The organism is Microbacterium sp. NPDC057659 (genome assembly GCF_042799915.1).
In the GTDB taxonomy this organism is placed as follows: domain Bacteria; phylum Actinomycetota; class Actinomycetes; order Actinomycetales; family Microbacteriaceae; genus Microbacterium.
This window is the reverse complement of the sequence record NZ_JBHVHU010000002.1, coordinates 1,082,178-1,107,155: the sequence shown is the minus strand read 5'-3', so window position 1 is coordinate 1,107,155 and position 24,978 is coordinate 1,082,178. Positions and strand designations below refer to the sequence as shown.

The window sequence follows — 24,978 nt, the reverse complement described above, 5'->3', positions numbered from 1 at the left end:
ATCAGAGAGCGTCGACGGCGGCGGACTCGATGGCGAGGCCCGTGCGGTAGCGGTCGAGGTAGGCGGCATAGCCGGCGACATCCGCCGGCTCGGGTTCTGCGACGCGGATGCCGGCGCCGGCGAAGACCCGCTCGTCGAGGTACTCGGTGAGCGGCTGAGGGGAGCCGAGGTGGGCGGCGAGCACGGCGACGCCCCATGCGCCGCCCTCGGCCGCCGTGTCCCCGACCGCCACGGGGGCGTTCAGCGCGCCGGCCAGGAAACGCTGCGCCACCCCGGTTGTGCGGAACATGCCGCCGTGGGCATACATGCGATCTAGGGTCACTCCCTCGTCGGCGAGCACGCGCATGCCGAGGGCGAGCGTGCCGAACACGCCGTACAGCTGAGCGCGCATGACGTTGGCCAGGGTGAAGCGGCTGTCGGGCGTGCGCACGAACAGCGGGCGCCCCTCGTCGAGCCCGGCGATCGGCTCCCCCGCGAGGTGGTTGTAGGCCATCAGCCCGCCGGCATCCGCTTCGCCGTCGAGCGCCTCGCGGAAGAGCGTCTCGAAGACGGCGTCGCCGGAGAGCGGGGTGCCGGATGCCGTGGCGAAACGCCCGAACATGCCGGCCCAGGCCGCCAGCTCGCTGGCGCCGTTGTTGCAGTGCACCATCGCGACGGCGTCGCCAGCGGGTGTCGCGACGAGGTCGAGCTCGTGGTGCACGGCAGTCAGCGGCCGCTCCAGCACGACCATCGCGAAGATGCTGGTGCCGGCGGACACGTTGCCCGTGCGCGGGGCGACCGCGTTCGTGGCGACCATGCCGGTTCCGGCATCCCCCTCCGGCGGACACAGCGGGATGCCCGGCTGCAGAGCACCGCTCGGATCGAGGAGCAGCGCACCGGCGGGACTGAGAGACCCGGCGTCCTGCCCGGCGACGAGCACCTCGGGCAGCAGAGCGCGCAGGTCGCCGCCGGTGCGCGCATCGAAGCGATCGAGCAGCGCCTGGTCGTAGTCGCGGGTCGCCGAGTCGATCGGGAACATGCCCGAGGCGTCGCCGACACCCAGCACGCGCCGGCCGGTGAGCCGCCAGTGCACGTAGCCGGCGAGGGTGGTGAGGAACCGCACCGAGCCGACGTGCGGCTCGGCGTCGAGCTGTGCCTGGCGCAGGTGCGCGACCGACCAGCGCAGCGGTATGTTCACGCCCAGCAATTCGGTGAGCTCCGCCGCGGCGGGGCCGGTGTTCGTGTTGCGCCAGGTGCGGAACGGCGCGAGCAGCTCGTCGTGCGCGTCGAAGGCGAGGTACCCGTGCATCATCGCCGAGACGCCGATCGCGCCGAACGAGCCGGGGCGGATGCCGTGCCGGTCGTAGACGTCCGAGACCAGACCGGAGTAGGCCTCCCGCAGCCCCGCCCACACGGCGTCGATCGAGTAGGTCCACAGCCGGTCCTCGAACCGGTTCTCCCAGTCGTGGAATCCGGTCGCGAGCACCTGGTGGCTGTCCGCGTCGATCAGGCACGCCTTGATGCGGGTCGAGCCGAGCTCGATGCCCAGCGCGGTGCGCCCGGAGCGGATCGCGTCGGCTCCTGCGCCCTGACGAAAGGTCATCGCCGCGCGTCCGCGTTCTGGCCGTACACGTTCTGGTACCGGTCGTAGAGCCGGTCGATGGCCTCCTGAGGGATCGGGACGAGCGGTCCGGCCTCGCGGGCGTGGTGCACGGTGCGGGCGACGTCCTCGACCATGACGGCCGCCTTCACCGCATCCTTCGCGTTCACCCCGATCGTGAACGGACCGTGGTTCTGCATCAGCACGGCACGGCTGCGGTGGCCGCGCAGGGTGTCGACGATGCCCCGGCCGATCGAGTCGTCACCGATGATCGCGAACGGCCCCACGGGGATCGGCCCGCCGAACTCGTCGGCCATCGCCGTGATCACGCACGGGATCTCCTCACCGCGTGCGGCCCAGGCGACCGCGTAGGTGGAGTGGGTGTGGACGACGCCGCCGACCTCCGGCATGTTCCGGTAGACGTAGGCGTGCGCGGCGGTGTCGCTGGACGGCGAGCGGTCGTCGCCCACGCTGCCCGGCACGACGGTGCCGTCGAGGTCGCAGAGGATCATGTTCTCCGGAGCCAGGTCGTCGTAGCCGACCCCGGAGGGCTTGATGACGAAGAGGTCCGCACCGGGCACCCGGCCCGACACGTTGCCGCCGGTCCAGACCACCAGGCCGTAGCGCACGAGCTCGCCGTGCAGGCGCGCGACGTCAGCGCGGACGTCGGCGATCGCCTGCTCGATCTCTGCGGGATACGTGGTCATCGTTGATCCTCCTGGACGACTGTGACCGGTCACAGTTGATTGTGACATGTCGGCCTCCCCCGGTCAATCGGCGGCCCGCAGCTCCGGTCAGCGCGGCATGGCCACGGAGGCGCGGGAGATCAGCACCGGTGCGACCGGCGCGGGCGCGGCCGACGCGGATGCCTCGGATGCCTCGGATGCGGCATCCGAGCCCTCCCCGACCAACGCGGCCACGGCGCGGCGAGCGAGCTCGTCGAAGTCCTGCCGCACCGTCGTGAGCGGGGGCCAGAAGTACGCCGCATCCGGCGTGTCGTCGAAGCCGACCACGCTGACGTCGACAGGCACGTCGACCCCCAGCTCGCGCAGTCCGGTGATCAGGCCGAGCGCCATCTGGTCGTTGCCGGCGAACACGGCGGTCGCGCCGGCATCCCGCACCGCCCGCGCCGCCTCGTACCCGGATCGGGCCGTCCAGTCGCCGCGCACCGTCAGCCGGAAATCCAGATCACGCGCGGCCAGCTCCGCCTCGTACCCGGATGCTCGGGCCTCGGCCTCGAGCCAGTCGGCCGGGCCCGCGAGGTGCGCGATGCGCCGGTGCCCGGCATCCGCCAGTGCGGCGGCCGCGAGCCGCGCGCCCGCGATCTGGTCGACCGAGTGCGCTGAACGGTCCGCGGTGTGCAGCGCGACGGTCGGGATGCCGGTGTCGAGGTCCTTCAGCACGTCGAGCGTGCGCGCGTGCGGCGCGAACACGACGAGACCGTCGACGGCCTGCGCCCGCAGGTGCTCGATCGCGGCACGGACGGAGTCGGCGTCACCGGAGTCGGCGTAGGCCGTCGACACCCAGTAACCGGCCTCGCGCGCAGAGGCCTCGATCGCGGCGATGCTGCGCGAGGGTCCGTACTGCAGCGCGTCCGACGCGAGCACGCCGATCGTGCGGGTGCGGCGCGTGCCCAGCGCCCTCGCCGCGTTGTTCATCCGGTACCCGAGCTCTTCCATCGCCGCGACGACGCGATCATGCGTCGCCGATGCGACATCCGGATGCTCGTTGAGCACACGCGAGACCGTCTGCCGGGACACTCCGGCGAGCGCGGCGACGTCGCGCACGCCGACGGCGCGCGTCCGGGTGCCGTTCGTCTCGCTCATCGCGATGAGTCTATGGCCGCGCACGCCCTCCGACCGGTGGCAGCGGCAGCCTGCACGCCCGGGAATGGCGTCATTCCGACGGTTCTTGGCACTTCCCGCACGATCGCGGCGGCTCGTCCTCATTACGCTCGCCCCATGCGCATCTCCGACTTCGCCGTCCCCGACACACCGGCAGCCCGCGCGGCCCGAGAGCTGGTGGACGAGCATCACTCCCCCGCGCTGCGCAACCACGTGCAGCGCTCCTGGCTGTGGGCCGAGGCGTTCGCGGTGATCGAGGGCCGAACCGGGGTCGACCACGACCTGCTCCACACCGCGGCGCTGCTGCACGACATCGCCCTCGTGCCGGCCTTCGACAATCACACCCTCGGTTACGAGGAGGCCGGAGGGTACGTCGGCGAGGCGATGACCGCGGGCGCCGGATGGCCGGCCGAGCGCAGACGGCGCATCAACGAGGTCATCGTGCGGCACAACTGGCCCGAGGTCGATCCGGAGTTCGATCTCGAGGGCTACCTGCTCGAGACGGCCACCGGTCTCGACATCTCCGGCCGCCGCCACGCGGAGCTCCCTCTCGACTTCCGCCGTGAGGTGCTCGCCGCACACCCCCGGCTCTCTCTCGCCGCGGAGTTCGGCTCGAGCGTCCGTGCGCAGTCCGATCGCAAGCCGCACAGCCACGCCCGCCGTCTGATCGACGGCGGCCTCATCGACAGGCTCGCCTCGAACCCGCTCGAGGGTGACCGAGTCCGGTGACCCTCGGAACCGGCCTCGGGATGCACCGGCGGCAACCGCGTGCCAGGGTGTTCCCATGCGCATCGCCCTCACCGGAGCATCCGGAAAGCTCGGAACCGTCGTCGCCCGCGAACTCCGCGCGAGCGGCCACCGCGTCATCGGCATGGATGTCGCCGGTGAGCGCGGGCCCGATTTCGTTCAGGTCGACCTGACCGACTACGGCCAGGTCGTCGACGCGCTCACCGCGGTCGGCGACCGGCACGACGGGGTCGACGCGGTCGTGCATCTCGGCGCGATCCCCGCGCCCGGCATCCGCAGCGACGTCGCGACGTTCCACAACAACATGCCGGCTACGTTCAACGTCTTCTGGGCCGCGTCGAGGCTGGGCATCGGCCGCATCGTGTACGCGTCCAGCGAGACCGTCCTCGGCCTGCCCTTCGACGTGCCTCCGCCCTACGTTCCGGTCGACGAGGAGTACCCGCCGCGACCGGAATCGGTGTACTCGCTCGTGAAGACCCTCGAGGAGCGGATGGCGGTCGAGCTGGTGCGGTGGAACCCCGACATGTCGATCACGGCGCTGCGGTTCTCGAACGTGATGAACCCCGAGGACTACGCGGAGTTCCCTTCCTTCGACGCCGACGCGACGGCGCGCAAGTGGAACCTGTGGGGCTACATCGACGCACGCGACGGTGCGCAGGCCGTCGAGCGCGCTCTCGAGGCGGCGGCCCCCGGCTTCGAGAGCTTCATCATCGCCGCGGCCGACACGGTGATGTCGCGCCCGAACACGGAACTGCTCGCGGAGGTGTTCCCGGACGTGCCACTGGCCCGTCCGGTCAGCGATCACGAGACCCTGCTCTCAATCGCGAAGGCGCGCAGGGTGCTGGGCTACGAGCCCCGGCACAGCTGGCGCGACCGAAGCTGAGCGCCGTGGCTTCATCGATGTAACATCTGTGCGGCCCGCACCGGCATAGTCTGGACGCATGGCAGGGGGCGCACGAGCCACGATGCAGGACGTCGCATCGCTGGCGGGCGTGTCCGCCAAGACCGTCTCCAACGTCGTGACCGGAGCCGTCCCCGTGCGCGAGGACACCCGCGAGCGGGTCGAGGCGGCGATGCGCAAGCTCGACTTCGTGCCCAACCTCAGCGCCCGGGGCCTGCGCAACGGGCGCTCCGGCGTGATCGCCGTCGCCCTGCCCTTCCTGGCCACCTCGTTCTCCTCCGAGCTGCTGCACCGCATCGTCGAGGCCGCCCACCGGCGCGGGCTCGCTGTGCACATCGAGGAGACCGGCGCCGACCCCGGGCGCGAGCGCGAGCTGCTCTCCCGCGCCCGCGCCCACCTGGTCGACGGTCTGATCCTGAACCCGATCCGTCTCGAGGACAGCTCGGTCGGCGGCGACGATCTGCCGCCGGTCGTGCTGATCGGCGAGGTCGAGGATCGCGGTACCGACCACGTCGGGATCGACAGCGCGGCAGGAGCCGCCGAGCTGACCCGGCACGTGATCTCGCGCGGCGCACGGCGCATCGCGGTGCTCGGCGCCGATGAGGAGAACACTTTCGCGACCGCCACCAGCCGGCTCCGGCTGAGCGGCGTGCGGCGGGCCCTCGGCGAGGCGGGCATCCCGCTCGACCCGCGCCTCGAGGTGAACGATCCGGACTGGACGATCACCGGCGGCGTGGCAGCCGCCGAGGAGCTGCTCGCCCGCGGCATCCCGTTCGACGCGATCATCGCGTTCACCGATTCGCTCGCCGCGGGCGCCCTGCATGTGCTGCGCGAGCACAGTGTCGACGTGCCTGGACAGGTGCTGGTGACCGGCTTCGACGACGTGGAGCTGTCGCGCTTCACGGCCCCGCCGCTGACCACGGTCGCCATCGATGTGCCGGCGTTCGCCGACGCCGCCGTCGGGCGGCTGGTCGCGCGCATCGAGGACCGCTCGTGCCCCGCGCAGTCGGTCACCGTCCCGCACCGCCTGGTGCTGCGCGAGAGCACGGATGCCGCGCCACGCGGCCACGACCCGCGAGTCTGAACGTCCTACCTCTGGAATGATCGCGCCTCTTGCGCCTCCGATTACATCGATGTAATGATGTCGGCAACCCCCGATCGTCCACGAAGGAGTGACGATGACCCCACCGTTGGATCTCTCACGACGGCAATTCCTCACCGCGTCCGCCGTCACGGCCGGCGCGGCCCTGCTCGCCGGCTGCTCCCCCGCCGCCACCGCCGCCGGAACCCAGACGCTGCAGTTCTGGCATCTGCTCTCCGGCGGTGACGGCGTCATCATGTCGTCGCTGCTCGACGGCGTGAACAAGGCGCAAAGCGCCTACCGCATCCGCCCCACCGTGCTCGCCTGGGGCACGCCCTACTACACGAAGCTGGCCATGGCGGCAGCCGGCGGTCGTGCCCCCGACGTCGCGATCATGCACGCCACCCGCGTGCTCGGCTGGGCGCCGGGCGGGCTGCTGGATGCCTGGGACCTCGACCGCCTGGCCGAGCTCGGCGTCGACGAGTCGACTTTCCCGAAGCCGATCTGGCAGAAGGGCGAGGTGGGCGACAAGCACCTCAGTCTCGCCCTGGACGCGCACCCGTTCGTGCTGATGTACAACACCGACATCTGCCGGAAGGCGGGCGTGCTCGACTCCGACGGCCGGCTCGTGCAGGCGGGCACCCCCGAGGAGTTCCTCGACCTGGTGACCGCCGTCGCCGAAGCCTCCGAGGGTCACGGACTCTCCTACGGCTACCTCGGCGACGGCGCGCAGATGTGGCGTCTGTTCTACACGCTCTACGCGCAGCACGGCACCGAGATGCAGCTGCCGGAGGGCGGCACCGCCGAGATCGACACCGACGTCGCGGTCGAGTCGCTCACCTACATGCAGACCCTCCTCGACGGGAAGCTCGCCGCGAAGCAGAGCGACTACGGCACCGCGGTCGCGGAGTTCTCCACCGGCAAGAGCGGACTGTTCCTCACCGGCGTGTGGGAGTTGCGCACGATGCAGGACGCGGGCATCCCATTCGATGTGGCACCCATCCCGCCGATCTTCGGAACCAGGGCCGCCTACGCCGACTCGCACTCGTTCGTGCTGCCGCACCAGTCCAGACCGGACGAGCAGCATCGTGCACTGACCTACAAGTTCGTCGCGGACATGCTGAAGGGCTCGTTCGACTGGGCCAAGGCAGGACATATCCCGGCCTACCTGCCGATCACCGAATCGCCCGAGTACCAGGACCTGCTGCCGCAGGCGCACTACGCGGAGGCCGCGACCTACGTCGTCTACGACCCGCCTGCCTGGTTCACCGGGTCCGGTTCGAACTTCCAGGGCGAGTTCGGCGCCGCCGCCCAGCCCGCCCTGCTCAGCGGCTCCGACCCCGCCGCCGCCGTGTCGCGATTCGAGTCGCGCGTGAACCGCTTCCTCAGCCAACCCAACCCGGCGGATCCCGAAGGGAGCCGGTCATGACCGTCACCGCACCCGGCACCGCACTGACCACCACGACCATCGTCACCGGCAGCCCGGCATCCCCGCGCCGGCGCCATGCCGGCGGCCGCAACGAGCAGCTGGTCAGCTGGGCGTTCCTGGCCCCGTTCCTGATCGCCTTCGTGCTCTTCATGGCCTGGCCCATCCTGCACGGCTTCTACCTCAGCTTCACGAATCAGTCCCTGACCGGCGCCGGCGGTGACTTCATCGGCGGGGACAACTACGCCGAGGCGCTCGCCGACCCGGTGATGTGGGGCGCGCTGGGCAACACCGCCTGGTTCACCGTGCTCTCCACCATCCCGCTGGTGCTGATCGCGCTGGTGATGGCCGTGCTCGTGGACCGCGGACTGCCCGGCCAGTGGCTGTGGCGGCTGTCGTTCTTCATGCCGTACCTGCTGGCCTCCACCGTGATCTCGCAGATCTGGGTGTGGATCTTCAACCCGCAGATCGGCGCGGCGAACAACATCCTCAAGGCGCTCGGCCTGCAGCCGATCGCCTGGCTGCAGAACCCCGACACCAACCTGATGGCGATCGTGATCGCCACGGTCTGGTGGACGATCGGCTTCAACTTCCTGCTCTACCTGGCCGCGATGCAGAACATCCCGGCGCAGCAGTACGAGGCGGCCGCGCTCGACGGCGCCGGCCCGTGGCGGCAGTTCTGGTCCATCACGCTGCCGCAGCTCGGACCGGCGACGGCTCTGATCGTGCTGCTGCAGATCCTCGCGTCGCTGAAGCTGTTCGATCAGGCCTACCAGATGCTCGGCGGTCTCTCCAGCGACACCACCCGATCGATCGTGCAGTACATCTACGAGACCGGCTTCGTCGGCTACCGGTTCGGCTACTCCGCCGCCATCTCGTACGTGTTCTTCGCGCTCATCATCATCCTCGGCGTCGTGCAGGCGCTGATCACGCGCCGTCGGAAGGAGTCGCGATGACCACCGCGACCAGCACTCTGATCGCCCCGGGCGCGGCAGGCGACCGCGTCCGCCGTCCCGGCTCGCGCCGCTTCGGCGCCTCCCGGATCATCGCCTTCGTCGTCCTCGCACTGATGGCGATCGGCTGGCTGCTGCCGTTCCTGTGGGCGGTCGCGACCGCCTTCAAGACCGAGACGGATGCCGCATCCGGCGACCCCGGATGGATCGGCCCGAGCGGGCCGACGTTCGACGCCTTCGCCGCGATCCTGTCCCAGGGGAACGTGTACGTGTGGGCCTGGAACAGCCTGTGGACCTCGGCCGTGATCACGCTGATCACGGTGGCGATCTCCGCCGGTGCCGCCTATGCCTTCTCCCGCCTGGATTTCACGGGGCGTCGCTGGCTGTTCGTCGTGATCATCGCGTCGATCGTGGTGCCGCCGCAGGTGCTGATCATCCCGCTGTTCTACGAGATGCTGGCCCTGGGCCTGGTCGACACGCCCTGGGGCCTGATCCTGCCGCAGGTGGTGGTGCCCGCGATGGTCTTCATCCTGAAGAAGTTCTTCGACGCCGTGCCGATCGAGCTCGAGGACGCCGCTCGGGTGGACGGCGCCAGCCGGTTCCGGGTGTTCTGGTCGGTCGTGCTGCCGCTGTCACGGCCCATCCTGGCCTCCGTCGCGATCTTCGTCTTCATCGGCGCGTGGAACAACTTCCTGTGGCCGTTCCTGGTCATCAACGACACCACGCTGATGACCCTGCCGGTCGGACTGCAGACCGTGATCAGCGCGTACGGCGTGCAGTACGCGCAGGTGATGGCGCAGGCCGTGCTCGCCGCGCTGCCACTGATCGCCGTGTTCCTCGTGTTCCAGAAGCAGATCGTCAAGGGCGTCGCCACCAGCGGCTTCGGCGGTCAGTGACCGCGCTCCGGCATCCCTCCTCCCCAACAGAAAGGCCCTCTCTCATGACCAACGCCCGCATCACGATCGACCGCGACTTCACGATCGGCGAGGTGCCGCGACGGCTCTTCGGCTCGTTCGTCGAGCACATGGGGCGCTGCGTGTACACCGGGATCTACGAACCAGGGCATCCGGCATCCGATGCGCGCGGGTTCCGAACCGACGTGCTGGAACTGGTGCGCGAGATGGGGCCGACGGTGGTGCGGTACCCGGGGGGCAACTTCGTCTCCGGGTACCGCTGGGAGGACGGAGTCGGGCCGGTAGCGGACCGCCCGGTGCGGATGGACGGCGCCTGGCACACGATCGAGACCAACGCGTTCGGGCTGCACGAGTTCATCGACTGGGCACGCGAGGCCGACGTCGAGGTGATGGAGGCCATCAACCTCGGAACGCGTGGCGTCGAGGAGGCGCGCTCGCTCGTCGAATACGCCAACCACCCCAACGGTACGTACTGGTCCGATCTGCGTCGTCGCAACGGCGCCGAGGATCCGTTCGGCATCAAGCTCTGGTGCCTGGGCAACGAACTGGACGGCCCCTGGCAGATCGGGCACAAGACCGCGCACGAGTACGGGCGGCTTGCGCAGGAGACGGCGAAGGCGATGAAGCTCGTCGACCCGTCGATCGAACTGGTCGCGGTCGGCTCGTCCAACCGCGGCATGCCGACCTTCGGCACCTGGGAGCACACCGTGCTCACGCACGCCTACGACGAGGTCGATTACATCTCGATGCACGCCTACTACCGCGAGTCGGACGGCGATGCGGCGTCGTTCCTCGCCGAAGGTGTGGAGATGGACGCCTTCATCGACGGCGTCATCGCCACGATCGACGCCGTCAAGGCCGCGGGCAAGCACACGAAGCAGGTCGACATCTCGTTCGACGAGTGGAACGTCTGGGACTTCGACCGGTTCAACAACGAGGAGGAGGCCGCAGTCGCGGCCGCGGGATGGCGCGAGCACCCCCGCCTGATCGAGGACACCTACACGGTGACGGACGCTGTGGTCGTGGGCACCTTCCTGCACAGCCTGCTGCGGCACGGCGACCGCGTGAAGATCGCCAACCAGGCGCAGCTGGTGAACGTGATCGCGCCGATCCGCTCCGAGGAGGACGGCCCGGCCTGGCGGCAGGCGTCGTTCTGGCCCTTCGCGCGGATGTCCCGGATGGCCCGCGGACAGATCATGCGGCTCGCCGTGTCGTCGACGCAGGGCGCGACGAAGCAGTACGGCGACGTCGACGAGGTCGACGCCGTCGCCACCTGGGACGAGGCGGGCGGCAGGCTCGCGCTGTTCGTCGCGAACCGCTCGCTGACCTCGGATGCCACGGTCGACCTGGACCTGCACGGGCTGCGGGCGACCGGTGTGCGGTCGGCCGAGGTGCTGACGATCCCCGACGGCGGCGACCGGCACACCGCGAACACGCTCGAGTCGCAGGACGCCGTGGGGCTGCGGCGGCTGGACGGCGTGAAGCTCGACGCGGGTACTGCCCGTCTGACGCTGCCCGCGCTGTCGTGGAGCGCGATCGAGTTCGAGGTGGCGCGGGGCTGACACACCGGCATCCGCCGAGAAACCACTATCCGCTCGAGAAACCAGGTGTCACGTGGTTTCTCGAGCGGGTGATGGTTTCTCGGCCCGGTGCAGCGCGGCTCAGCGCAGCGCGGGGATGACCTCGCGCTCGAAGAGCTCGATGCCGGAGCGGTCGTAGGCCGCCTCGGGGAAGTAGTGGATCGCGTACTCCAGGCCGCGCGCCGACATGTCGCGCAGCCATTCCACGATCTGCCCGGGCGTGCCGACGCACAGCGCCGCGTCGCCGCGGTAGGCGTTCATCGCCTCTGCGGTGCGCGCGCTGCCCAGGTGCGGCGCCAGACGCGCCTCGATCGCGGCGAGCCGGTCCTCGACCTCGGCCTCGGTCGCGCCGACGACCGTGTTGTAGTCCGTCGACCGGACGATCGCGTCGAAGTCGGTGCCGACATCCACCGTGTGCGCGCGCAGGATCTCGCTCTTACGGGTGAACTCCTCCGGCGTCCCGCCGAAGTTCGTGTAGGAGGCGTACCTGGCGGCGATCTTCAGCGTCACCTTCTCACCGCCGCCGGCGATCCAGAGCGGGATGCCGCCCTCCTGCAGGGGCAGCGGGCGGACGATGGCGCCGTCCACCTGGTAGTGCCTGCCGTCCAGGGTCGCGCTGCCGGTGGTCCACGCCTGACGCATGATCTGCACCCCCTCGTCGAGCCGGCGCAGTCGGTCGCCGGCCGAGGGGAAGCCGTAGCCGTAGGCCCGCCACTCGTGCTCGTACCAGCCGCCGCCGATGCCCATCTCGGCGCGACCACCGGAGATCACGTCCACGGTCGCGGCCACCTTCGCGAGGTACGCGGGGTTGCGGTACGACATGCAGGTGCACATCTGCCCGAGCCGGATGCGGCTGGTCGATGCCGCGAACGCCGACATCAGCGTCCACGCCTCATGCGTCGCCTCCTCACTGGCGACCGGAGTCGTGTGGAAATGGTCGTAGACCCAGAGCGACTCCCACGGCCCGGCATCCGCCGCCTGCGCGAGGGAGCGCATCGCCGCCCATTGCTCGGCGGGCTCGATGCCCACGAGATCGAACCGCCAGCCCTGGGGGATGAAGATACCGAAGCGCATGGTGCGAGCCTATGCCCGGGGGCGATCAGAGTCGGAGGAACTCCGTGGAATGGGCTGCGGGTGAACTGATCCGGCGCGATCAGGGAGCTGTCCTGCGCGCCGCGCGCTCGGCGATCTTCGCCCGCATCCCCGCCTCGTCGTCGATCCAGTTCGGACCGCTGTTCTTCAGGAAGAAGATGTAGACGACCAGCGACACGGCGATGACCGCGGTGACGTAGGCGATGAACAGCCCGACCTGATCACTCTTCAGCGCACCGGCGTACAGCAGCGGTGCCGTGCCGCCGAACACCGAGTTCGCGAGCGCGTAGCCGAAGCCGAGTCCCAGGGCGCGGATGTGCGTCGGGAACAGCTGCGCCTTCACGACGGCGTTGATCGAGGTGTATCCGGTGAGGATCACGAACCCGACGACCAGGATCGCGAACGCCGCGATCGGGTTGGTCTGCTTCGGCAGCGCGGTCAGCAGGAACCAGGTGTAGAGCACGCCGCCGACGCCGAAGAACACCAGCAGCGTCTTGCGGCCGACGATGTCGGAGAGCCAGCCGCCGAGCGGCTGCAGCAGCACCAGTGTGATCAGCGCGACCAGGTTGATGACCGTGCCCGTGACCAGATCGTCCCCGGCGAACGCGCTCTTGATGATGCTCGGGCCGTTCACCGAGTACGTGTAGAACGCGACCGTGCCGCCCATCGTGACGGCGAAGCACAGCAGCAGCGGGCGCCACTGGTGCACGAGAAGTTCGCGCATCGACCCGGAGCGCTGCGATCTCCCCGACTTCACGGCCTCGATCACCGAGGTCTTCAGGGACTCGTCCATCGTGCGGCGCAGCCAGAACACGACGACGGCCGCGATGCCGCCGATCGCGAACGCGACGCGCCAGCCCCACGACGCGATCTCGTCCTGGGACAGCGTGAGGACCATGACCAGCAGCGTCAACTGTGCGAGCACGTGGCCGCCGACCAGCGTCACGTAGTGGAAGGAGGAGAGGAACCCTCGGCGCCCGGGCATCGCCGCCTCGGACATGTAGGTCGCGCTGGTGCCGTACTCGCCGCCGGTCGCGAACCCCTGCAGCAGGCGCGCGAACACGAGGATCACGACGGCCCAGCCGCCGATGACATCGGCCGTCGGCGCGAACGCGACGAGCAGCGAGCAGGCAGCCATCAGAGTCACCGAGATCGTCAGTGCGAGCCGGCGGCCGTGCCGGTCGGCGAAGCGGCCGAAGAACCACGATCCGATCGGGCGCATCAGGAACGTGACCGCGAAGATCGCCCAGATGTAGATCGTCGAGTTCTGGTCGCCCTCGGCGAAGAACTGGGACTCGAAGTAGGTCGCGAAGACGGAGTAGACGTAGACGTCGTACCACTCCACCAGGTTTCCGGCCGAGCCCTTCAGCGTGTTCGAGATCGAGCGCCTCAGGCTCGTGGGCGTCATCGTTGTCGTTGTTGTGGTCGTCGTCGTCGACATGGCCATCCAATCGTGTCGTGCTCCTCGACATGATGGCGGCCTCACAGAATCGGTGGCGGAATCCTTACCCTCCCTTTACGTGGCTGCCGCGGATGCCGGAATCCGGCCTGCCTATCATGAGAGGGATGCGCGTACTCATCGCCGAAGACGATCGCTCGGTGGCCGCCGCTCTCTCCTCGGCACTGGGGCGCGCGGGCCATACGTGCACGGCCGTGGCGCGCGGCAGCGACGTTCTGCTGCGTCATCAGGACGCCGAGATCGTGCTCCTCGACCTCGGCCTGGAGGACATGGACGGCCTCGAAGCGCTGCGGCGGCTCCGCGCGGTGAGCGAGGTTCCCGTGATCGTCGTGACTGCTCGCGGCGACGAGCGCTCCACCGTCAGAGCGCTCGGTCTGGGCGCCGACGACTACCTCGTCAAGCCCGTCCGGCTGCGCGAACTGCTGGCCCGGCTGGGTGCGGTGACGCGGAGGTACGCCGCACCGGAGACCGTGCAGAATCTGCGGATCGGCGACGTACAGGTGGACCTGTCGTCCCGTCGCGTCATCCAGTCGGGTGAGGAGGTGTCACTGACGCCGACCGAGTTCGCTCTTCTCGCCGCACTGGCGCCGCGCGCGGGCAGTGCCGTCAGCCGGAAGCAGATCCTCGACGAGGTGTGGGGCGACGCCTACGCGGCGACCTCCCGCTCGTTCGACGTGCACATGGGACAGCTCCGGCAGAAGCTGCCCGCGCTCACGATCACGACGATCCGCGGATTCGGCTATCGGCTCGAGGGCTCCACGTGAGGATCCGGGTGCTGCTGCCCCTCCTGCTGTTCGGCCTGCTCACGGTCTGCGCCGTTCTCGTGCCAGTGGGCGACGCGATCGCGACCTCCCGAACGCAGCAGCTGACGATCCAGCGCGGCAGCTCGGCGGACATGATCGTGCGGCAGGCCCGCAACGCGGTCGCTCAGGGCGACACGGCCTCTCTCGACGCCTACCTGCGCCGGTTCCACGACACGTACCGCGAAGCAGTGGTCGTCCTCGGCGGAGGAGGTGAGGACGAGCTGCTGGCGGAGGTGGGCGATCTGCCGATGGACGCGCACGCCTCCGCTGTCGCCCTGGCCGCCGCCCGCAACGTGCCGCAGTGGTCGGTTCCCACCATCCGGCCGTGGAGTGCCGACACCGCGATCGTCGCGGAGCCCTTCGTCGTCGATGGCAGCGCCGCGTCGGGCGTCGTCGTGCTCGCGATGGATCTCACCGCGGCGAAGGCCGACATCCTGAGGTGGTGGCTGGCGATCGCGGCCATCGGCGCGGTGCTGCTGGCCGCGCTGCTCGCGGCATCGCAGTACTGGACGCGCTGGGTGCTGCGTCCCGTGCTGGCGCTCGACGTCGCCGCGAACGCGCTCGCCGATCGCGCGGACCCCGGCCCCGCCGTCCTGACCGGCCCACCCGAGCTGCGCCGACTGAGCGCCACATTCGCCAGGATGGCGGATGCCGTCTCCGATTCGCTCGAGCAGCAGCGCGGCTTCGTCGCCGATGCATCGCACCAGCTGCGCAACCCGCTCGCGGCCATCCGGCTGCGGATCGACTCCCTGCCCCGCGCGGCCGACGCGGCGGAGCTGCAGGCGGTCGAGGACGACCTGGACCGGCTGGAGCGGATCGTCGATCGGATGCTCGTGCTCGCCAACGCCGAGCACCGGGCGACTGCCAGAACAAGCCGCGACGACCACCAGCCCGATCCGCTCGATCCTCCGGAATGCGTGGTGTCGGCCGCAGAGCTCGCCGAGTCGCACCGCGCGGCCCTGGACGGCACCGGCATCCGACTCGTCGCCGCAGAGGGTGGCAGCGTCACGGTTCCGTGCCGGCGCCGCGATCTCGACGAGACCGTAGAGATCCTGGTGGACAACGCGCGCAAGTACGCCGGCCGTGACGCGACCGTGCGGATCGAGCTCGCCCGGCGCGACGGGCAGGTCGTGCTGGAGGTCGCCGACTCCGGGCCCGGCCTGTCCGACGACGATCTGGCCCGCGTCGGCACCCGCTTCTGGCGCTCGCCCGAGCACAGCGCGGAGCCCGGCACCGGGCTCGGCATCGCCATCCTGCTGGAGATCGCGAGGGAGTGCGGCGCGAACGCCGCCTTCGACCGCGCGCCGGAGGGCGGACTGCGCGCCCGGCTGACCTGGGGCTCATCGTGACGGCGCTGACCCGGCGCGGTCTGCTGCTCGGCGTCGGCGCCGCGCTCGGAGTCTCCCTCGCCGGTTGCGCCGCCCCCGGTGCGCCACGCGTGACGATGGCCTGCGGCGAGTCCGGCGGCAACTACCTGCTGTTCGGCACGCTGCTGCGCGACGCCCTGCTGCAGAGGAACGCGCATCTCGAGCTTCGCCAGACCAACGGCAGCGTGGAGAACCTGGAGCTCCTCGCGAACGGCGACGTCGAACTGGCGATCACTCAGGGCGACTCCGTCGCTGCGGATCCGTCCGGGTTCGTCGCGATCGGACGGGTCTACCAGAACTATCTGCAGTGCGTGACGCGCGCCGATTCGCCGTTCCACACGCTCGGGGATCTCGCCGGTCAGATGATTTCGGCCGGTGCGCCCCGGTCAGGCGCCGCGGCGACGACCCGCCGTGTCCTTTCCGCCTCCGGTCTGGGCCCAGGGCCGGACGCCCCCGTGGTCACCGAGCGCACGCTCGGCGACGCGATCGACGCGCTCGGCGACGGGGGGCTCGCGGCCTTCTTCTGGTCCGGCGGCATCCCCACGCCGCAGATCGACCGGCTCTCCGCGCGCGTGCCGGTACGACTGCTGGATCTCACCCCGACCCTTCCCGCGCTGCGCGCAGACCTGCCCGGGGTCTACATCGCCAGCTCGGTGCCGACCGGCGTCTACGGCTCGGGCGCCCCGACTGGAACCGTAGGGCTGCCGAACATCCTCGTCGCGCGGCCGGAGCTGCCGGATGACGTCGTCGGAATCCTCGTCGACACGCTGGTCGATCGTGCCAGTGACCTGATCCCGCCCGGATCGGCGGGCATCCAGTATCTGACCGCGGCGAACCTCATCGACACCGGCGGCGTGCCGTTGCATCCCGCGGCGTCGCAGCGCTATCGAGAGCGGTACGGCTGATCAGGAAGCGACGTGACGCTCGTCGACGCCGTTGTACGCCGACAGCGGGCGGATCAGGGCGTTCGAGGCGGCCTGCTCCATGATGTGCGCGGTCCAGCCGGTCACGCGCGCGGCGATGAACAGCGGCGTGAACACCTCGGTCTCGAAGCCCAGGATGTTGTAGGCCGGGCCCGACGGGTAGTCGAGGTTCGGGTAGATGCCCTTGCGCGCCACGAACTCCTTCTCGAGCGCGTCGTAGAGCTCGCCGAGGTCGGTGCGGCCCGATTCGGCGATGAGCCGGTCGAGAGCGGCCTTCATGGTCGGCACGCGCGAGTCGCCGTTCTTGTAGACCCGGTGTCCGAAGCCCATGATCTTCTTCTTCTTGGCCAGGGCGTCGTCGAGCCAGGGCACGACGTTCTCGGCCGATCCGATCTCGTCGAAGATGTGCATGACGGCTTCGTTGGCGCCGCCGTGCAGCGGCCCCTTCAGCGCGCCGATCGCACCGACCACCGCCGAGTACAGGTCGGAAGTCGTCGAGGCGATCACGCGTGCGGTGAACGTCGAGGCGTTGAAGGAGTGCTCGGCGTACAGCACCATCGAGATGCGGAACACGTCGACGGCCGCGTCCGAGGGCAGCTCGCCGAAGGTCATCCAGAGGAAGTTCGCGGAGTAGTCCAGGTCGTCGCGCGGGGCGATCGGCGTGAGTCCGCGGCGGCGTCGCTGCACGGCGGCGACGATCGTGGGCAGCTGTGCGAACAGGTACAGCGCGCGGCCGAGGTCGAGGTCGGGGTCGGTCCAGCCCCCTGGTCGGTTCAGGGTGTCGTCGAAGGTGCCCAGCTGGCTGACGACGGTGCGCACGACATCCATCGGGTGCGCCTCGAGCGGGATCAGGTCGAGCAGGGCGACCGTGCGCTCGTCGAGGGGGCGCAGGGCGCGCTCGCGCCGCTGGAACTCGGCCAGCTGCGCGGCATCCGGCAGCTCGCCGCTCCAGAGCAGGTAGGCGACGGCCTCGAACGGCTGGGTCGCGGCGAGTTCCTGCACCGGGTATCCGCGGTACAGCAGGCTGTTGGTCTCGGGGTTCACCTTCGAGATCGCGGTCGTGTCGACGACCACACCGGCGAGGCCCTTCTTGATGTCTGCGTCAGCCATCCCGTGCTCCTTCGCATCGTGGCGCAGGTATGCGCCCACGCAGGATGCTCGCACAGGGAGGGCGTCTGGGAGAAATCCGGGGCCCGTGGTCACCGGAACGTGAGCGTCCCTTCGTCTCACTCGTTCCTCGCTCGCTCAGGACCCGGAGATCGGACAGCCGGGGCCCGAGCGAGCGAAGCGAGACGAAGGGCGCTCAGGAACCGGAGCGGCCGGGCAGCGGCCGCACCGTCAGCTCCTGCACCGAGGTGCCGACCGGGCCCTCGTCGTCGTGCAGCACGGTGTGCGTGATGCCGAGCCCGCCGGGGCCGATGCTCATCGTGGTGTCGAATCCGATCCACTCGCCGACCGGCTCGCGCAGCAGGTGCGCGCTGAGGTCGAGATTCGGGAAGGCGGCGTCCCCCGGCACCACCCGAGGCGTCAGGCCGTTCGCGAGATCGACATATCCCAGCATGCGCGCGGTCGGGCCGACCTGCTCGCCCTCGATCAGCGGCAGCAGCGGGCGCACCCAGGCGTGCGCGCGGCCGGGGAAGTCCTCGACGCGGCGGATGTCGGGCGTGCGCACGAACGCTCCTGGCCAGTCCGGGGCGTCCCACTTCGGCATGCCGTCCCGCGCCGGCATCGCCGGGAACGCGGCGCCCGCGACATCCGCGGTGTCGTGCGCGTTCAGGAACCAGGCCCGCCCGACGGCGGCCGGGCGGCCATCGTGACTCAGCATCGCCTCCATCAGCTCGATCGTGCGCCCCGGCCGCAGCACCCGCACCGTCACCTCCACGACGTCGATCGGGATGACCCCGAGGATGTCGTAGGTCACCTTGGCGAGGGTGAGCGGATGCTCGTGACGCGACGCGTGCTCGAGCTGCATCAGGTGCGCGAGCAGACCGAACGTCGGGGCGATGTGCTGCTCCTCCACGTTCCAGGCACCCTCGGTGGCGCCGGTCGCTCTGAAGGTCGTCTCGCCGAGGCGTTCGAAGTAGGCGGTCATGCGGGAAGCCTACGACGCCGAATCTCAATGGGGCGCGGTTCCTGAGCGCCCTTCGTCTCGTCGCTGCGCTCCTCGCTCAGGATCCGCGAAGCGAGACGAAGGGCGCTCGCTCAGCGTCCGGAAAATGAGGTACCCTGGACTGACTCAGTGAATGATCAATAACTGAACTTCAGAGGATGCGATGACGCAGCTCACGAACCACGACGCGCAGCAGGCCCTCGCCGACGACCTGCGCGAGCGCCTCGCCACGGCCGCTCTCGGCGGCCCTGAGCGGTCCCGCGAACGGCACGTCGCCCGCGGCAAGCTGCTCCCCCGCGACCGGGTGAACCGGCTGCTCGACGAGGGCAGCCCGTTCCTCGAGGTCGCTCCCCTGGCGGCGTCCGGTCTCTACGACGACCAGGCTCCCGCGGCGGGCGTGATCGCCGGCATCGGTCTGGTGCACGGCAGGCACGTGATGGTCGTCTGCAACGACGCGACCGTCAAGGGCGGCACCTACTTCCCGATGACGGTGAAGAAGCACCTGCGGGCGCAGGAGATCGCGCTGGAGAACCGGCTGCCCTGCATCTACCTGGTCGACTCGGGCGGCGCCTTCCTGCCGATGCAGGACGAGGTGTTCCCCGACCGCGACCACTTCGGGCGCATCTTCCACAACCAGGCGAACCTGTCGGCGCAGGGCATCCCGCAGATCGCGGCCGTGCTCGGCTCGTGCACCGCAGGCGGTGCGTACGTGCCGGCGATGAGCGACGAGACCGTGATCGTGCGCGACCAGGGCACGATCTTCCTCGGCGGCCCGCCGCTGGTGAAGGCCGCGATCGGTGAGGTCGTCACCGCCGAGGAGCTGGGCGGCGGCGACCTGCACGCCCGTCGCTCGGGCGTCGCCGACCACCTCGCCGAGGACGACGAGCATGCGCTCGAGATCGTGCGCGACATCGTCGCCACGCTGCCGATGCCCGACGAGCCGGCGTGGGAGGTGCTGCCTGCTGTGCCGCCGGTGGCCGACCCCGCCGAGCTGTACGGTGTCGTGCCCGTCGACGTGAACCAGCCCTACGACGCCCGGGAAGTCATCTCCCGGCTCGTCGACGGCAGCGAGCTGCACGAGTTCAAGAAGCTCTACGGCGAGACGCTGATCACCGGATTCGCCCGCATCCACGGGCATCCGGTCGGCATCCTGGCAAACAACGGCGTGCTGTTCAGCGAGTCGGCGCAGAAGGGCGCGCACTTCATCGAGCTGTGCGACCAGCGCGGCATCCCGCTGCTGTTCCTGCAGAACATCTCCGGCTTCATGGTCGGCAAGGACGCCGAGGCGGGCGGCATCGCCCGCGACGGCGCGAAGATGGTCACCGCCGTCGCGACCACCCGTGTGCCGAAGCTGACTGTCGTGATCGGTGGATCGTTCGGCGCCGGCAACTACGCGATGTGCGGGCGGGCCTACTCGCCGCGCTTCATGTGGACCTGGCCCGGCAGCCGCATCTCGGTGATGGGCGGGCCGCAGGCCGCCTCAGTGCTGTCGACCGTCAAGGACGAGCAGCTCGGCGGCGCATGGACCGCCGAGGAGCGCGCCGACTTCGAGGCCCCGATCCGCGCGAAGTACGACGAACAGGGCAGCCCCTATTACGCCACCGCCAGGCTCTGGGACGACGGCGTCATCGACCCCCTGCAGACCCGCGACGTGCTGGGCCTCGCGCTCGACGTCGTCTCCCGCACCCCCCTGCCCGAACCGCGCTTCGGCGTCTTCCGGATGTGATGACCATGACTGACTCCGCTGCGACACCTTCGGTTCCTGAGCGCCCTTCGTCTCGTCGCTCCGCTCCTCGCTCAGGAACCGCGGGCCTTGAAGGATTCGACACCGTCCTCGTCGCGAATCGCGGCGAGATCGCGCGACGCGTGATCCGCACGCTGCGGCGCCTCGGCATCCGCTCCGTCGCCGTGTACAGCGACGCCGACGTCACGGCCCCGCATGTCGCGGAGGCGGATGAGGCGGTGCGGATCGGTCCGGCCGCGGCATCCGAGTCGTATCTGTCCATCGACGCCGTCATCGACGCGGCGAAGGCCACCGGCGCGCAGGCGATCCACCCCGGCTACGGCTTCCTCTCCGAGAACGCCGCCTTCGGTCGCGCCTGCGCCGAGGCCGGCATCGTGTTCATCGGCCCCGACGAGCACGCGCTCGACGTGATGGGCGACAAGATCCGCGCGAAGCAGCACGTCGCCGCGCATGACGTGCCGACAGTGCCCGGCTTCAGCGCGGCGGGCATGTCGGATGCCGAGATCGCGGATGCCGCGGTCGCCGCCGGCTTCCCCCTGCTGATCAAGCCCTCCGCGGGCGGCGGCGGCAAGGGCATGCAGATCGTGCGCGCGGCGGACGAGCTGGACGACGCGCTGGCCACGGCCCGCCGGGTGGCGCGGTCGTCGTTCGGCGACGACACCCTGCTGCTGGAGCGGCTGATCGAGCGGCCCCGGCACATCGAGGTGCAGGTGCTGGGCGATGCGGCCGGCACCGTGATCCACCTCGGCGAGCGAGAGTGCACCCTGCAGCGCCGGCACCAGAAGGTGATCGAGGAGTCCCCCTCCCCCGTCATCGATGAGCCGACTCGCGCACGGATCGGCGCAGCGGCCTGCGCGGCCGCCGCGTCCATCGGCTATCAGGGTGCGGGCACCGTCGAGTTCCTCGTCGCAGGGGCCGACACCAGTGAGTTCTTCTTCATCGAGATGAACACGCGCCTGCAGGTGGAGCACCCGGTCACCGAGCTGGTCACCGGGATCGACCTCGTCGAGCAGCAGCTGCGAGTCGCCTCCGGCCTACCGCTGGCGATCGCGCAGGACGACGTGACGCTGTCCGGCCACGCGATCGAGGCGCGCGTCTACGCCGAGTCGCCGGCGCGCGGCTTCCTGCCCGCGACCGGCGACGTGCTGCAGTGGACGCCGTCGCCAGACGCACGTTCAGATGCCGCGGTCGAGACCGGCAGCGTCGTCACCGCCGACTACGACCCGATGATCGCCAAGGTCATCGCGCACGGCACCGACCGCGCCGCGGCACTCGCGCGCCTGGATGCCGCTCTCGCCGACACCGTGCTGCTGGGCCTCGAGAGCAACATCGCGTTCCTGCGCACGCTGCTCGCCGACCCGGCGGTCGTCGCGGGCGACATGGACACCGGGCTCATCGACCGGATGCCGCCCTTCGAGGATCCCGCGCCTTCTGCTGCTGCTCTCAGCGCCGCGGCGTCCGTTGCCGAGTCTGCCGCCGCGGACGGGGCGCGTCCGCACGCCTCCCCGCTGTGGCGCTCCGGCGACGGCTGGCGCCTCGGTGACGCCACCGTGCCCCGGGTGCAGTGGTTCGAGGCATCCGATGGAACCCTCGTCAGCACCGAGCTCCCGCTGCTCGGGCCGAGCGAGGGAGGCGTGCAGGTGGCGGTCGCGCCCGACGGCACGATCTGGGTGCACGACGACGGCGCGGCATCCGCTCTGCACCCGCTCAGCCGCCGTGAGGCGGCAGCCCACCGGCTCGCCAACCGCGAGCGCGCGGAGGGCGCGACCAGCCCCGAGCTGCGCGCGCCCATGCCCGGAGCCGTCACCGTCGTGCACGCCTCCGACGGCGACGCCGTCACCGCGGGGCAGCGCATCGTCACCATCGAGGCGATGAAAATGGAGCACCCGCTCCTCGCCCCGCACGACGGCGTGCTCGCCCTGCACGCCTCCGTCGGCGACCAGGTGAGCCGCGATCAGCTGCTCGCCGTCGTCACACCCGAATCCTGATCCCGCGAGGAGAGAACCCATGTCCCTTGAGCTGACCGAAGAGGAGCGCGAGCTCCGTGCGATGGTGCGCGACTTCGCCGACGAGGTCGTCGCGCCGCAGGCCTACGAGGCCGACCGCACCCACACCCTGAACCTCGACGTCGTGCGCCAGATGGGCGACATGGGCCTGTTCGGCCTGCCCTTCCCCGAGGAGGTCGGCGGTCAGGGCGGCGACTACTTCGCCCTCGGCATCGCGTTGGAGGAGCTCGGCCGCGTCGACCAGTCCATCGCGATCACCCTCGAGGCCGGTGTGAGCCTGGGCGCCATGCCGGTGTTCCATTTCGGCACCGCGCAGCAGAAGGCCGAGCTGCTGCCCGACCTGCTCGCCGGACAGGCGCTCGCCGGCTTCGGCCTCACCGAGCCCGAGGCAGGGTCCGATGCCGGTGCCACCCGCACCACCGCGCGCCTCGAGGGCGGCGAGTGGGTGATCAACGGCAGCAAGCAGTTCATCACGAACTCCGGCACCGACATCACGAAGTTCGTCACGGTCACCGCGGTCACCGGCGAGAAGGACGGCCGCAAGGAGATCTCCACGATCATCGTGCCGAACGGCACCCCCGGCTTCACCGTGGAACCGGCCTACGACAAGGTCGGCTGGCACGCCTCCGACACGCATCCGCTCACCTTCACCGATGCGCGCGTGCCCGAGGGCAACCTGCTCGGCGAGCGGGGACGCGGCTTCGCCGGCTTCCTGAAGATCCTCGATGAGGGCCGCATCGCGATCGCCGCGCTGTCGACCGGTGCCGCGCAGGGATGCTTGGAGGCAGCCATCGACTACGCGCAGAAGCGCACCGTGTTCGGCGAGGCGCTCTCGACCCGCCAGAACGCGCAGTTCACGATCGCCCGAATGCAGGCCCGCGTGCACAACGCCCGCCTCGCCTGGCAGCACGCTGCGCGACTGTGCGCCGCGGGCAAGCCGTTCAAGGTCGAGGCGGCGATCGCCAAGCTGACCGCGAGCGACGCCGCGATGGACAACGCCCGCGACGCGACCCAGATCTTCGGCGGCAACGGGTTCATGAACGAGTACCCAGTCGCGCGGCACTACCGCGACTCGAAGATCCTCGAGATCGGCGAGGGCACCACCGAGGTGCAGCTGCTGGTGATCGCCCGGTCGCTCGGGCTAGCGTGACGGACATGAGCACCGTCACCCAGCGCGGCCTGTACTTCGACGAACTCGAGGAGGGCGTCACCTACCGGCATACGCCGGGACGCACCGTGTCGGAAGCCGACAACACCCTGTTCAGCGCGCTGACGATGAACCCGCAGGCGCTGCACGTGGATGCCGCGTACGCCGCCACCACCGAGTTCGGTCGCCCGCTGGTGAACTCGATGTGGACGCTGTCGACCATGGTCGGCCTGTCGGTCGGGCACCTCACACAGGGCACGCTCATCGCGCAGCTGGGGCTCTCGGACATCGAGTTCCCGCATCCGCTGTTCGCCGGCGACACCCTGTCGGTGTCGACGGTGGTCGTCTCGAAGCGAGAGTCGAAGTCCCGGCCGGGTCAAGGCATCGTGGTGCTCGCGCACACCGGCGTGAATCAGGACGGCACCGTCGTCGCGCGTGCGACGCGCACCGCACTGATGAAGATGAGTCCGGCATGAGCGCCTTCGGATTCGGGCCCGCGCTGCTGTTCTGCCCGGCGGACCGCCCAGAGCGGTACGCCAAGGCGGCCGAGCGATCGGATGCCGTGATCGTCGACCTCGAGGACGCGGTCGCGCCCGATGCGAAGGATGCCGCGCGCGCGGCGCTGATCGCCGGTGCCGACGATCTCGACCCGGCACGCGTGATCGTGCGCGTGAACCCGATCGGGACGGCCGACCACGCCGCCGACCTGGATGCACTCGCGCAGACGCACTTCCGCACGCTGATGATCGCCAAGTCCGAGAGCGCCGATGCGATCGCCGATCTGCGCCCCGGGTACAACATCGTCGCGCTCTGCGAGACGGCGCGCGGAGTCGTCGAGGCCGAGCGCATCGCCGCGGTCGACCGCGTCGTCGCGCTGATGTGGGGGGCGGAGGACCTGGTCGCCAGCCTCGGCGGCTCCTCCTCGCGGTTCCCCGACGGGCGGTACCGTGATGTCGCCCGCGCCGCACGCTCCCGGGTGCTGCTGGCGTGCGGTGCCCACGGCAAGTCCGCGATCGACGCCGTTCACCTCGACATCGCCGACGTCGACGGGCTGCGCGCCGAGGCATCCGACGCCGTGGCGTCCGGGTTCGCGGCGACCGCATGCATCCATCCATCGCAGGTCGAGATCGTGCGCGCGGCGTACCGGCCCGCCGACGAGGAGATCGCCTGGGCGCACCGCGTCATCGAAGCGGCCCGCGGCGAGCGCGGCGTCTTCGCGTTCGATGGCCGCATGGTCGACGAGCCCGTGCTGCGGCACGCACGGGCGGTGCTGGCCCGCGCCTGACGCTTCCTCCTGAGGCG

22 protein-coding genes are annotated in these 24,978 nt (G+C 70.2%); 15 read left to right on the top strand and 7 right to left on the bottom strand.

Going from position 1 to position 24,978, the window contains the following annotated elements:
• Position 1: 1 nt before the first annotated feature.
• The 3 genes from ACFVAE_RS13725 to ACFVAE_RS13715 all read right to left on the bottom strand — a co-directional run bounded on the left by ACFVAE_RS13725 (position 2) and on the right by ACFVAE_RS13715 (position 3,405).
• Positions 2–1,582, bottom strand: coding sequence for a xylulokinase (locus ACFVAE_RS13725; protein ID WP_378893100.1), 1,581 nt, complete (start codon positions 1,580–1,582; stop codon positions 2–4).
• The gene (locus ACFVAE_RS13720; protein ID WP_378893098.1) at positions 1,579–2,286 is read right to left on the bottom strand and encodes an L-ribulose-5-phosphate 4-epimerase; all 708 of its coding nucleotides are present in this window, start codon (positions 2,284–2,286) and stop codon (positions 1,579–1,581) included. The genes ACFVAE_RS13725 and ACFVAE_RS13720 overlap by 4 nt, the downstream gene beginning before the upstream one ends.
• A gap of 87 nt (positions 2,287–2,373) precedes the next feature.
• Complete coding sequence (locus tag ACFVAE_RS13715; RefSeq protein WP_378893095.1) at positions 2,374–3,405, bottom strand: LacI family DNA-binding transcriptional regulator; 1,032 nt, start codon at positions 3,403–3,405, stop codon at positions 2,374–2,376.
• Positions 3,406–3,540: 135 nt separating this feature from the next.
• On the opposite strand from ACFVAE_RS13715, the gene ACFVAE_RS13710 reads away from it, so the two are divergent.
• From ACFVAE_RS13710 to ACFVAE_RS13680, 7 genes are all read left to right on the top strand, one after another.
• Positions 3,541–4,152 (top strand): cyanamide hydratase, encoded by a 612-nt coding sequence (locus ACFVAE_RS13710; protein ID WP_378893092.1) that lies wholly within the window; start codon positions 3,541–3,543, stop codon positions 4,150–4,152.
• Positions 4,153–4,207: 55 nt separating this feature from the next.
• Positions 4,208–5,053, top strand: a complete 846-nt coding sequence (locus tag ACFVAE_RS13705) for an NAD-dependent epimerase/dehydratase family protein (RefSeq protein WP_378893089.1) — start codon at positions 4,208–4,210, stop codon at positions 5,051–5,053.
• Positions 5,054–5,111: 58 nt separating this feature from the next.
• Positions 5,112–6,155 carry a LacI family DNA-binding transcriptional regulator gene (locus ACFVAE_RS13700; protein ID WP_378893087.1) on the top strand — a complete coding sequence of 348 codons (1,044 nt, stop codon included), beginning with the start codon at positions 5,112–5,114 and terminating at the stop codon, positions 6,153–6,155.
• Positions 6,156–6,249: 94 nt separating this feature from the next.
• The gene (locus ACFVAE_RS13695; protein ID WP_378893084.1) at positions 6,250–7,581 is read left to right on the top strand and encodes a substrate-binding domain-containing protein; all 1,332 of its coding nucleotides are present in this window, start codon (positions 6,250–6,252) and stop codon (positions 7,579–7,581) included.
• Positions 7,578–8,534: a carbohydrate ABC transporter permease gene (locus tag ACFVAE_RS13690; protein ID WP_378893081.1), complete on the top strand. Its 957-nt coding sequence runs from the start codon at positions 7,578–7,580 to the stop codon at positions 8,532–8,534. The genes ACFVAE_RS13695 and ACFVAE_RS13690 overlap by 4 nt, the downstream gene beginning before the upstream one ends.
• Positions 8,531–9,427 (top strand): carbohydrate ABC transporter permease, encoded by an 897-nt coding sequence (locus tag ACFVAE_RS13685; protein ID WP_378893079.1) that lies wholly within the window; start codon positions 8,531–8,533, stop codon positions 9,425–9,427. The genes ACFVAE_RS13690 and ACFVAE_RS13685 overlap by 4 nt, the downstream gene beginning before the upstream one ends.
• A gap of 44 nt (positions 9,428–9,471) precedes the next feature.
• Entirely contained in the window at positions 9,472–11,007 is a 1,536-nt protein-coding gene (locus ACFVAE_RS13680) for an alpha-N-arabinofuranosidase (RefSeq protein ID WP_378893076.1), read from the top strand.
• 99 nt (positions 11,008–11,106) lie between these two features.
• On the opposite strand, the gene ACFVAE_RS13675 is transcribed toward ACFVAE_RS13680, so the two are convergent.
• Entirely contained in the window at positions 11,107–12,099 is a 993-nt protein-coding gene (locus ACFVAE_RS13675; RefSeq protein WP_378893074.1) for an LLM class F420-dependent oxidoreductase, read from the bottom strand.
• 79 nt (positions 12,100–12,178) lie between these two features.
• Positions 12,179–13,525 (bottom strand): MFS transporter, encoded by a 1,347-nt coding sequence (locus tag ACFVAE_RS13670; RefSeq protein ID WP_378893071.1) that lies wholly within the window; start codon positions 13,523–13,525, stop codon positions 12,179–12,181.
• Positions 13,526–13,683: 158 nt separating this feature from the next.
• Between ACFVAE_RS13670 and ACFVAE_RS13665 the strand changes: the two genes are divergently transcribed.
• Genes ACFVAE_RS13665 through ACFVAE_RS13655 form a run of 3 tightly spaced genes read left to right on the top strand, consistent with a single transcriptional unit; the run spans position 13,684 to position 16,651 of the window.
• Entirely contained in the window at positions 13,684–14,340 is a 657-nt protein-coding gene (locus ACFVAE_RS13665) for a response regulator transcription factor (RefSeq protein WP_378893068.1), read from the top strand.
• An 8-nt stretch (positions 14,341–14,348) separates the two neighbouring features.
• Complete coding sequence (locus ACFVAE_RS13660; RefSeq protein WP_378893066.1) at positions 14,349–15,728, top strand: sensor histidine kinase; 1,380 nt, start codon at positions 14,349–14,351, stop codon at positions 15,726–15,728.
• Positions 15,725–16,651 (top strand): TAXI family TRAP transporter solute-binding subunit, encoded by a 927-nt coding sequence (locus tag ACFVAE_RS13655; RefSeq protein ID WP_378893063.1) that lies wholly within the window; start codon positions 15,725–15,727, stop codon positions 16,649–16,651. The genes ACFVAE_RS13660 and ACFVAE_RS13655 overlap by 4 nt, the downstream gene beginning before the upstream one ends.
• Here the strand turns inward: ACFVAE_RS13655 and ACFVAE_RS13650 are convergent, their stop codons facing one another.
• Both ACFVAE_RS13650 and ACFVAE_RS13645 read right to left on the bottom strand, forming a co-directional pair.
• Positions 16,652–17,779: a bifunctional 2-methylcitrate synthase/citrate synthase gene (locus ACFVAE_RS13650; protein WP_378893060.1), complete on the bottom strand. Its 1,128-nt coding sequence runs from the start codon at positions 17,777–17,779 to the stop codon at positions 16,652–16,654.
• Positions 17,780–17,972: 193 nt separating this feature from the next.
• Entirely contained in the window at positions 17,973–18,761 is a 789-nt protein-coding gene (locus ACFVAE_RS13645) for a thioesterase family protein (protein ID WP_378893058.1), read from the bottom strand.
• A gap of 181 nt (positions 18,762–18,942) precedes the next feature.
• On the opposite strand from ACFVAE_RS13645, the gene ACFVAE_RS13640 reads away from it, so the two are divergent.
• Genes ACFVAE_RS13640 through ACFVAE_RS13620 form a run of 5 tightly spaced genes read left to right on the top strand, consistent with a single transcriptional unit; the run spans position 18,943 to position 24,961 of the window.
• Positions 18,943–20,505, top strand: a complete 1,563-nt coding sequence (locus ACFVAE_RS13640; RefSeq protein WP_378893055.1) for a carboxyl transferase domain-containing protein — start codon at positions 18,943–18,945, stop codon at positions 20,503–20,505.
• A gap of 5 nt (positions 20,506–20,510) precedes the next feature.
• Positions 20,511–22,511 carry an acetyl/propionyl/methylcrotonyl-CoA carboxylase subunit alpha gene (locus ACFVAE_RS13635; RefSeq protein ID WP_378893053.1) on the top strand — a complete coding sequence of 667 codons (2,001 nt, stop codon included), beginning with the start codon at positions 20,511–20,513 and terminating at the stop codon, positions 22,509–22,511.
• Positions 22,512–22,530: 19 nt separating this feature from the next.
• Positions 22,531–23,679 carry an acyl-CoA dehydrogenase family protein gene (locus tag ACFVAE_RS13630; RefSeq protein WP_378893050.1) on the top strand — a complete coding sequence of 383 codons (1,149 nt, stop codon included), beginning with the start codon at positions 22,531–22,533 and terminating at the stop codon, positions 23,677–23,679.
• 5 nt (positions 23,680–23,684) lie between these two features.
• Positions 23,685–24,152 (top strand): MaoC family dehydratase, encoded by a 468-nt coding sequence (locus tag ACFVAE_RS13625; RefSeq protein ID WP_378893047.1) that lies wholly within the window; start codon positions 23,685–23,687, stop codon positions 24,150–24,152.
• Positions 24,149–24,961 (top strand): HpcH/HpaI aldolase/citrate lyase family protein, encoded by an 813-nt coding sequence (locus tag ACFVAE_RS13620; RefSeq protein ID WP_378893044.1) that lies wholly within the window; start codon positions 24,149–24,151, stop codon positions 24,959–24,961. Before ACFVAE_RS13625 ends, ACFVAE_RS13620 begins: the two co-directional genes overlap by 4 nt.
• The last annotated feature ends 17 nt before the right edge of the window (positions 24,962–24,978 follow it).

Bases quoted from the DNA above. Each gene is read 5' to 3' on its own strand.
- ACFVAE_RS13635 (WP_378893053.1), top strand. From the start codon at position 20,511: ATGACTGACTCCGCTGCGACACCTTCGGTTCCTGAGCGCCCTTCGTCT.
- ACFVAE_RS13645 (WP_378893058.1), bottom strand. From the start codon at position 18,761: ATGACCGCCTACTTCGAACGCCTCGGCGAGACGACCTTCAGAGCGACC.
- ACFVAE_RS13715 (WP_378893095.1), bottom strand. From the start codon at position 3,405: ATGAGCGAGACGAACGGCACCCGGACGCGCGCCGTCGGCGTGCGCGAC.
- ACFVAE_RS13670 (WP_378893071.1), bottom strand. From the start codon at position 13,525: ATGACGCCCACGAGCCTGAGGCGCTCGATCTCGAACACGCTGAAGGGC.
- ACFVAE_RS13705 (WP_378893089.1), top strand. From the start codon at position 4,208: ATGCGCATCGCCCTCACCGGAGCATCCGGAAAGCTCGGAACCGTCGTC.
- ACFVAE_RS13665 (WP_378893068.1), top strand. From the start codon at position 13,684: ATGCGCGTACTCATCGCCGAAGACGATCGCTCGGTGGCCGCCGCTCTC.
- ACFVAE_RS13630 (WP_378893050.1), top strand. From the start codon at position 22,531: ATGTCCCTTGAGCTGACCGAAGAGGAGCGCGAGCTCCGTGCGATGGTG.
- ACFVAE_RS13720 (WP_378893098.1), bottom strand. From the start codon at position 2,286: ATGACCACGTATCCCGCAGAGATCGAGCAGGCGATCGCCGACGTCCGC.
- ACFVAE_RS13700 (WP_378893087.1), top strand. From the start codon at position 5,112: ATGGCAGGGGGCGCACGAGCCACGATGCAGGACGTCGCATCGCTGGCG.
- ACFVAE_RS13690 (WP_378893081.1), top strand. From the start codon at position 7,578: ATGACCGTCACCGCACCCGGCACCGCACTGACCACCACGACCATCGTC.
- ACFVAE_RS13685 (WP_378893079.1), top strand. From the start codon at position 8,531: ATGACCACCGCGACCAGCACTCTGATCGCCCCGGGCGCGGCAGGCGAC.
- ACFVAE_RS13710 (WP_378893092.1), top strand. From the start codon at position 3,541: ATGCGCATCTCCGACTTCGCCGTCCCCGACACACCGGCAGCCCGCGCG.
- ACFVAE_RS13625 (WP_378893047.1), top strand. From the start codon at position 23,685: ATGAGCACCGTCACCCAGCGCGGCCTGTACTTCGACGAACTCGAGGAG.
- ACFVAE_RS13680 (WP_378893076.1), top strand. From the start codon at position 9,472: ATGACCAACGCCCGCATCACGATCGACCGCGACTTCACGATCGGCGAG.
- ACFVAE_RS13650 (WP_378893060.1), bottom strand. From the start codon at position 17,779: ATGGCTGACGCAGACATCAAGAAGGGCCTCGCCGGTGTGGTCGTCGAC.
- ACFVAE_RS13675 (WP_378893074.1), bottom strand. From the start codon at position 12,099: ATGCGCTTCGGTATCTTCATCCCCCAGGGCTGGCGGTTCGATCTCGTG.
- ACFVAE_RS13620 (WP_378893044.1), top strand. From the start codon at position 24,149: ATGAGCGCCTTCGGATTCGGGCCCGCGCTGCTGTTCTGCCCGGCGGAC.
- ACFVAE_RS13725 (WP_378893100.1), bottom strand. From the start codon at position 1,582: ATGACCTTTCGTCAGGGCGCAGGAGCCGACGCGATCCGCTCCGGGCGC.
- ACFVAE_RS13695 (WP_378893084.1), top strand. From the start codon at position 6,250: ATGACCCCACCGTTGGATCTCTCACGACGGCAATTCCTCACCGCGTCC.
- ACFVAE_RS13640 (WP_378893055.1), top strand. From the start codon at position 18,943: ATGACGCAGCTCACGAACCACGACGCGCAGCAGGCCCTCGCCGACGAC.